This is a genomic window from Sphingorhabdus sp. (genome assembly GCF_044239005.1).
Taxonomy (GTDB): domain Bacteria; phylum Pseudomonadota; class Alphaproteobacteria; order Sphingomonadales; family Sphingomonadaceae; genus Sphingorhabdus_B.
The window spans coordinates 1-5,864 of the sequence record NZ_JBIICH010000127.1; the positions used below are offsets into that span (position 1 = coordinate 1).

The 5,864-nt window shown below is 58.4% G+C and carries 7 protein-coding genes; 4 read left to right on the top strand and 3 right to left on the bottom strand.

Going from position 1 to position 5,864, the window contains the following annotated elements:
* The 3 genes from rpsR to murC all read right to left on the bottom strand — a co-directional run.
* Positions 1-181, bottom strand: a 181-nt coding sequence (gene rpsR, locus ACILQA_RS09405; protein WP_395629462.1) for a 30S ribosomal protein S18, incomplete at its 3' end; no start/stop codon positions are given.
* Between the two features lie 3 nt (positions 182-184).
* A complete protein-coding gene (rpsF, locus tag ACILQA_RS09410; RefSeq protein WP_395629463.1) occupies positions 185-607 on the bottom strand; it encodes a 30S ribosomal protein S6 in 423 nt (140 codons plus the stop codon).
* A gap of 162 nt (positions 608-769) precedes the next feature.
* Positions 770-2,164: a UDP-N-acetylmuramate--L-alanine ligase gene (murC, locus tag ACILQA_RS09415; protein ID WP_395629464.1), complete on the bottom strand. Its 1,395-nt coding sequence runs from the start codon at positions 2,162-2,164 to the stop codon at positions 770-772.
* 188 nt (positions 2,165-2,352) lie between these two features.
* Here murC and ACILQA_RS09420 point away from each other — a divergent pair, with 188 nt between their 5' ends.
* Genes ACILQA_RS09420 through fabG form a run of 4 tightly spaced genes read left to right on the top strand, consistent with a single transcriptional unit; the run spans position 2,353 to position 5,706 of the window.
* The gene (locus tag ACILQA_RS09420) at positions 2,353-3,189 is read left to right on the top strand and encodes an LD-carboxypeptidase (RefSeq protein WP_395629465.1); all 837 of its coding nucleotides are present in this window, start codon (positions 2,353-2,355) and stop codon (positions 3,187-3,189) included.
* A 36-nt stretch (positions 3,190-3,225) separates the two neighbouring features.
* Entirely contained in the window at positions 3,226-4,164 is a 939-nt protein-coding gene (gene fabD, locus ACILQA_RS09425; RefSeq protein ID WP_395629466.1) for an ACP S-malonyltransferase, read from the top strand.
* Positions 4,164-4,967: a crotonase/enoyl-CoA hydratase family protein gene (locus ACILQA_RS09430; protein ID WP_395629467.1), complete on the top strand. Its 804-nt coding sequence runs from the start codon at positions 4,164-4,166 to the stop codon at positions 4,965-4,967. The genes fabD and ACILQA_RS09430 overlap by 1 nt, the downstream gene beginning before the upstream one ends.
* A gap of 1 nt (position 4,968) precedes the next feature.
* Positions 4,969-5,706, top strand: coding sequence for a 3-oxoacyl-[acyl-carrier-protein] reductase (gene fabG, locus ACILQA_RS09435; RefSeq protein WP_395629468.1), 738 nt, complete (start codon positions 4,969-4,971; stop codon positions 5,704-5,706).
* Positions 5,707-5,864 lie beyond the last annotated feature (158 nt).

Sequence of the window (5,864 nt, forward strand, 5' to 3'; positions counted from 1 at the left end):
TGATAGCTTGGCCCAGCTCACGCTGCTTCTTTGCCGAAACGGCGGTGATGCGTGATGGGACAATCTTGCCACGCTCTGAAATGTAACCCTGAAGCAGGCGTACATCTTTATAATCAATTTTCGGCGCATCTTTACCCTGAAATGGGCAGGACTTGCGGCGACGGAAAAACGGACGTGCCATAATTTAAGCCTCCTGCTCTGCGCGGGGTGCGCGATCTGGACGTGGGGCACCGCGGTCACGGTCGCCGCCACCGAATCCACCGCGCTCGCTGCGCTCTGGACGGTCGCTCTTGCGCATCATGACCGATGGGCCTTTTTCATGTTCGTCAACGCGGACAGTCATGTAACGAATGATGTCTTCGTTCATACGTGTCTGACGCTCGAGCTCGGCGATGGTGTCGCCATTGGCTTCGATGTCGAGCATTACGAAATGCGCTTTGCGGTTTTTCTGAATTTTGTAAGTCAGTGTGCGAAGACCCCAGGTTTCGGTCTTTACGACCTTACCTTTATTGTCTTCCACAATCTTGGTGGCAACTTCTGCCAGCGCATCAACCTGGGCCTGTGAAAGGTCCTGACGCGCCAAAAATACATGCTCGTAATTTGGCATGGGCGTTTCCTTGTTCCTACCGATCGCTGACGCAGCACCATGCATACGCCCCTCCGGCTTTCTTCGTTTTCACAAGGGTTACCCCAAGCGAAGTGGCGCGCTTAGGTGGGATTTACAGGAAAAGCAAGCGATTCGCCGGAATGGCGCGACGTCGCGTTATCGCTAGGCGCCAAGTCGCGCCAAAATATCTGCCGCAAACGCGCTCAACGTGTCATCCCGCGCGCCCATGATGACGATACGGTCGCCGGGTTGCGCAAGATCGACCATGCGGTTGCCGCAATCTTCGCGCGACGGGATATATTCGGCATTTTGGCCTGCCGCAGTGACAGCGTCGGTGATGCTTTGGCTGCCGATGCTTTTGTCGACAGTGCCGCCAAAATAGACGGGATCGCACAGGATGAGGTGATCGTCCTTGCCAAGCATGTTTGCAAAAACGCCCGCCAATTCAGCGCCCATAACGCGGATCGGGCCGTAGCCATGCGGTTGAAAGAAGGCGATGATCCGCCCCGGGAAGGCTTTGAGTGTTGCAAGCGTTGCGGCAATCTTGTCGGGGTTGTGGCCGAAATCGTCAATGACAGTGATGTCGTTTGCGGTGCCAACAATGTCGAAGCGACGGGCGAGGCCGTTGAAGCGCTCTATCGCGCGAACAGCCTGCGCCACGGTTACGCCGAGCGCGGTCGCGGCGGCGATGGCGGCCAGTGCGTTGGCGATATTGTGACGACCGGGGACGATGAGCGCGACATCATGGGTATCGCCCATGGCGTGGAGCGTGAAACGGCTGCCCAGCGGCAGGTCCACAATATCGGTCGCGCGGAAATCAGCCTGCGCTGCAAAGCCGAAGCTGATGGCCCCGGCCAGCGCCAAGGGTTCCATGAGCGCCACAGTCTCCGCATCATCGGCGTTCCACACGCTTGTCTTTGCTTTTTTGGCAAAGTCACCGAACAGCTGGCGCAATTCTTCAAGGCTTTTATGGTCGAGGCTGACATTGTTGAGCACCGCGACTTCGGGGGTGAACAAGGCGATAGAGCCATCGCTTTCGTCGACCTCCGAAACGAAAACGTCCCCCTGCCCCACGCGCGCGCTGGCAAAAGGCGCGTCATCGGCGACGAAATTTTTCATCACCGCGCCGTTCATGATGGTCGGGTCCAGCCCTGCATCGGTCAATATCCAGCCGATCATGCCCGTGACGGTCGACTTTCCGCTGGTCCCGCCTACGGCAACGCTGCGCGGCGCATTGTTGAACAAATCTGCGAGCAGCTCAGCGCGGGTCATGCGGGCGCAGCCCAAGGCATTCGCCTTGGCAACATCAGGCACGCTATCTTCGATAGCGGCAGACGCAATCAGGATTTGGTCACCGCTGATAAGGCCACTGCCGTCTTGGGCAAACAGGTCGATGCCAAGGCTTTGTAACCATTCAAACTTGGCGCCCAAGCGGCCCTGATCCAGCGCGCGGTCCGACCCGGCGACGGTTGCGCCGGCATCGCGAACGATATTCGCCAAGGGCAACATGCCCGAACCGCCAATGCCACAGAAGAAATAGGATTTGTTTTTGTGCATAAGCGTCGGTTATTGGGTAGGAAGGGTTTTGGCAATGGCAAGCGAAGGTAACCGCAGTCCTGAGCAGCAGTCGCATCGCGGCTGCGTCCGTCGAAGGGCGGTTATCGGCGGAAAAACACCCTTCGACTTTTCGCCAGCGCTTGCGCGCTGACGGCTCAGGGCTACGGTGTGGGGATGGAAGGTTTTTCATGAAAATCGGGATATGCGCACCATCGACGCCCTTTACGCGTGAAGACGCTGCACGCGTTTCGGCGCTTGCCGCAACATCACATCCGAGCGCGGAGCTTTATTTTCACGACCAATGCTTTGCCGAGGCGGGGCATTTCGCGGGTTCGGATGACGAAAGGCGCGACGCTTTTGTGGCGCTTGCCAACGACCCCAGCTTTGATGCGGTCTGGTTTGTCCGTGGCGGATATGGCGCGTGCCGGATCGCCGAAGACGCTGTCGCGGCTCTAAAGCCCGCTGCGGCTGACAAGATCTACATGGGCTATAGCGATGCCGGCAATTTGCTCGGCGCTTTATATCGCGCGCGCATTGGCCGCGTGTGCCATGGCCCCATGCCTGCGGACATACGACGCGCAGGCGGCGAAGCAGCCGTGACCCGCGCGCTTGACTGGATCGTGCACCAATCGCCGCACGCGCTTGAACCACATGTGCAGGCCGGGGAAAAACATGCTGCGTTCAACCTGATGACGCTGGCCATGATGGCTGGAACGCCGTTGATGCCCGATCTGAATGGGCATGTGTTGATGGTCGAGGAAGTCAGCGAATATCTGTACGGATTTGACCGGGCCTTTTTCAATGTCTGCACGCATTTGCAATCGGCTGGCCTCGCGGGATTGCGGCTTGGCCGTGTCAGCGATGTGCCCGAAAATGACCGGCCATTTGGTGAAGGCGCAGAAGACATTGCCCGGCGCTGGTGCGCCAAGACGGGCATCGCCTATCTGGGCCGCGCGGACATCGGCCATGACGCCGATAACCGCATCGTGCCGTTCGGGCTTGCAACATCCAGCGCCGCACCATAGGCGATTTGGCACAAACACGGACTGACGGGAGCGAATATGCGCGCATTTATATTTCCAGGACAAGGCAGCCAGGCGGTTGGCATGGGCAAAGCGCTCGCGGACGCCAGCCCAACCGCCCGCGCGGTGTTTCAGGAAGTCGACGAAGCGCTTGGCCAACATCTGTTCCGGTTGATGTGTGATGGCCCCGAAAGCGAACTTACGCTGACCGAAAATGCGCAGCCCGCGATTATGGCAAATGCCATTGCGACCTTGCGCGTGCTCGAAACCGAAGGCGGCGTCCGCCTTTCGGAGAAATGCCATTTCGTCGCCGGCCATTCCTTGGGCGAATATAGCGCGCTGTGTGCCGCTGGCGCATTGCCATTGTCCGTAACGGCGGCATTGTTGAAGCTTCGCGGTCGCGCCATGCAGGCCGCTGTTCCCGTTGGCATTGGCGCGATGGCTGCGTTGCTTGGGGCAGATATCGAGAAAGCCGAAGCATTGGCTGCGGCTGCGGCGCAGGGCGAAACCTGCACCGTCGCAAATGACAATGATCCGTCGCAGGTCGTCATTTCAGGGCACAAAGGCGCAATTGACCGCGCCATTGAGCTGGCCAAGGACCATGGAATCAAGCGCGGTATATTATTGCCGGTATCCGCACCCTTTCACTGCCCATTGATGCAGCCAGCAGCCGATGAAATGCAAAGCGCGCTTGGCACAACGACCATTCATGCGCCGCTCGTTCCCCTTTTTGCGAACGTGACGGCAGCGCCGGTTTCCGAACCCGACATCATCGCCGCGCAATTGGTGCAGCAGGTAACTGGCCGCGTGCGCTGGCGTGAGTCCGCAATCGCGATGGCAGAGACCGGCGTTACCCATTTCGTTGAGTTTGGCGGCAAAGTGCTATCACCCATGGTGAAGCGCAGCACGCATGAAGACATCACCACCTCGAGCGTCATCAGCATGGATGACATCGAAGCTTTGTTGAAAGCGATATAATGACGGACAAAATTCTCCAGTCGCGCGATGGCGGCATATTGACCATCACGATGAACATGCCCGAAAAGCGCAACCCGATATCGGACGTCGGCGTCGTCGAACAAATATGCGATGCCTTCATGGCTGCGGACCAAGATATGTCGGTGCGCTGCGTCATCCTAACGGGAGCTGGAACAGTATTTTCATCGGGCGGCGACCTGAAACAGATGCGCCCCGACAGCGGCGGCCTGCGCGCCGGATTGCCCGCCGAAACGCGGCGGAACTATAAATATGGTATTCAGCGGTTGCCGCTAATGTTTCAGGCGCTTGAGGTTCCGGTTGTTGCTGCGGTTAACGGCCCCGCCATTGGTGCAGGGCTTGACCTGACCACGATGTGCGACATTCGCATTGCGGCTGCCTCGGCCAAATTCGCGGAAAGCTTTGTGCGCCTTGGCATTACGCCGGGCGATGGCGGTGCATGGCTTTTGCCGCGCATCGTCGGCTTTTCCAAAGCGACCGAGCTTGCGTTGACAGGCGAAACCATCGACGCGGCAGAGGCGCTGCGCATCGGCCTCGTGTCCGAAGTCGTGGACGACGCCGATCTGATGACCGCTGCACGCAAGGTGGCGGACAAGATCGCGGCCAACCCGCCACATGCCGTCCGCATGACCAAGCGGCTGTTGCGCGAAGGACAGACGGCGGACCTGAAAAATATCCTCGAAATGTCCGCCGCGATGCAAAGCCTTGCGCATGCCACCGCGGACAATGACGAAGCCATCACCGCGTTTCTCGAAAAACGCGCCCCAGAGTTTAAGGGAGAATAATATGTTTGATCTTACTGGCATGACAGCACTCGTCACCGGGGCATCGGGCGGCATTGGCAGCGCAATCTGCCACGCGCTTGCGGCCCAAGGCGCGCAGCTGGCTGTTTCAGGCTCTAATGTCGAAAAGCTGGAGGCGTTTCGCGCGTCACTGGGCGGCGATCATGTCGCCGTGCCATGCAACCTTGGCGACAAGGATAGCGTTGAAGCGCTTGTCCCGGCTGCGCTCGAAAAATTGGGCAAGATCGACATATTGGTCAATAATGCGGGCGTGACACGCGACAATTTGACCATGCGTATGAAGGACGAGGAATGGGATGATGTCATCCGCATCAACCTTGAAGCGACATTCCGCCTCATGCGCGCGGCGACCAAACCGATGATGAAAGCGCGCTTTGGCCGTATCATTACGATAACCAGCGTTGTGGGCACCACGGGAAACCCGGGACAGGCCAATTATGCCGCATCAAAAGGCGGCCTCACCGCCATGACCAAGGCGATTGCGCAGGAACTGGCGAGCCGCAATGTCACTGCAAACTGCGTCGCGCCGGGCTTCATTGCGACCGCGATGACCGAAACTTTGCCAGATGCGCAAAAGGAAGCGCTGAACGCCCGCATCCCGATGGGTCGCATGGGCGAAGGCGCGGATATTGGCGCTGCAGTGGCCTATCTCGCTTCGAGAGAGGCTGGCTATGTCACTGGCCAGACAATCCATGTAAATGGCGGCATGGCGATGCTTTGAAGCATAACCTTCGCTTGCCACTTGCCAGCGGGCAATCTGGACATTAGGGCGATTACTGAAATTCATCCTCCCAACAATATAAGGGGCACAAAAATGAGCGATACCGCAGAACGGGTCAAAAAAATTGTAGTTGAGCATCTCGGCGTTGAAGCTGACAA

Excerpts from the sequence above, each read along its gene's own strand:
- rpsF (WP_395629463.1), bottom strand. The coding sequence starts at position 607 with ATGCCAAATTACGAGCATGTATTTTTGGCGCGTCAGGACCTTTCACAG.
- fabG (WP_395629468.1), top strand. The coding sequence starts at position 4,969 with ATGTTTGATCTTACTGGCATGACAGCACTCGTCACCGGGGCATCGGGC.
- murC (WP_395629464.1), bottom strand. The coding sequence starts at position 2,164 with ATGCACAAAAACAAATCCTATTTCTTCTGTGGCATTGGCGGTTCGGGC.
- ACILQA_RS09420 (WP_395629465.1), top strand. The coding sequence starts at position 2,353 with ATGAAAATCGGGATATGCGCACCATCGACGCCCTTTACGCGTGAAGAC.
- ACILQA_RS09430 (WP_395629467.1), top strand. The coding sequence starts at position 4,164 with ATGACGGACAAAATTCTCCAGTCGCGCGATGGCGGCATATTGACCATC.
- fabD (WP_395629466.1), top strand. The coding sequence starts at position 3,226 with ATGCGCGCATTTATATTTCCAGGACAAGGCAGCCAGGCGGTTGGCATG.